Source organism: Micromonospora sp. HK10, from assembly GCF_000982955.1.
Classification (GTDB): domain Bacteria; phylum Actinomycetota; class Actinomycetes; order Mycobacteriales; family Micromonosporaceae; genus Micromonospora.
The window spans coordinates 1-1,510 of the sequence record NZ_KQ058751.1; the positions used below are offsets into that span (position 1 = coordinate 1).

Below are 1,510 nucleotides of genomic sequence, written 5' to 3' on the forward strand. Positions count from 1 at the left end.
CAACGTCGTTCAGTTAGGCCGGTGGCTGGCCTGTCAAGGTTCGTTGGTGATGATGTCGATGTTGGTGGTGGCTTTGTAGGTGCGGCGGTCGATGTTCGGTCCGCGGGCCTGGTATTTGGAGTTCGAGCGTTTGATCATCCGGGTCTTGGTGCGGATGCGGCGGTCGGGTAGCAGGTTCGCCAGGACGCGTTCGCCGATGGCGCCGACCAGGTCGATGGCGGTGTCGGCGATGACGCCGGCGGCCAGGGTGATTTGGTCGCGGGCGGCGTTGAGGGCGGTGGTGAAGCTGGCCCGGTCGGGGTCGAGGCCGGGTCGGCTGTCGGTGGCGTCAGCCATCGCGGTGCGGAGCACCTGGTAGGTGATCAGTAGGGCATGGATTTCCTGGTCGATGCCGTCGGGGGTGCGGGCTCGCAGGACTCGTCCGCCGAGGATGCTGGATTTGAGTTCGAGGTAGGCGGTCTCGATCTCCCAGCGCTGGTGGTAGAGCCGGGCGAGGTCGCCGGCCGGGTAGCGGCGGGCGTCGAGGAGAGTGGTGATCAGCCGGTAGTCGCCGGTGTGGCTGCCGCCGCTGGTGGTGATGCTGATCCGGGCGTCGACGACGCGGACCCGTAGGCCGCTGACGGCGGAGAGCCAGGATCCGTCCGGGTAGCGGCCGAGCACAGGTAGTTTCCGGCTGCTTTTGCAGCGGATCAGCAGGTCGGCCCCGGTCGCGGTGATCCTGGTGATCAGATCGGCGCTGGCGTAGTTGCGGTCGCCCAGCAACAGCATCCCGGCCCGCAGACTGCGGGCCAGATGTTCAGCCTGGGCGATCTCGCCGGTGCTGAGCGGGTCGAACACCGCGTCGAGCACCGAACGGGTGCCGCAGGCCAGCAGTGCGCTCAGCCGCAGCGTGGGATAGCCGGAACCGCCGTTGTTGCCCCGCTGCTTGGCGTAGCGGCGCAGGTTGGCCGGCGAGTCCGCGACGGTGAGTACGGTGCCGTCGATGACAACCGGCATCAGGCCCCGCCACCACACCGTGGCAGCACTGGTAGCCGCCGGGCCGCGCAGCAGTTCGAACAGGGCCCGCATGGGTGCCGGACCCAGCCGCTGCCGGGCCTGACGCAGGGCACTGCCCGACGGGTCGAGCACCGGCAGCGGATGCAGACCGGCGACGAGTTTCGACCACACCTGCCGGTAGCCGAGATCGGCGAACAGGCAACCCGCGATCAGCAGATAGACCACGACCCGAGCAGGCAGCAGCCGGATCCGCTGCTGCGTACGCCGGGTCGCAGTCAAAACCTCATCGATCATCTCGAACGGCAACAGCCGGGTCAGCTCACCGAGGTGACCCGCCGCGAACGGCCCCGCCGCTACCGTGACCGTCCGGGTTATGGCAATCTGATCCACCAAGCGGAGTTCCTGGTTCTGGGTTGTCTTGGAGTGACAAACCTTGATACCGGAACTCCGCTTCTCACTCTCTGATCAACACACCCCTTGACCAGCCTCGCCCACGCCTAACTGAACGACGTTG

General features: G+C 67.1%; 1 protein-coding gene. It reads right to left on the reverse strand.

Annotated features, from left to right (window positions below; genetic code table 11):
• Positions 1 to 33 precede the first annotated feature (33 nt).
• Entirely contained in the window at positions 34 to 1,386 is a 1,353-nt protein-coding gene (locus tag LQ51_RS09415; RefSeq protein ID WP_046564331.1) for an IS4 family transposase, read from the reverse strand.
• Positions 1,387 to 1,510: the final 124 nt, after the last annotated feature.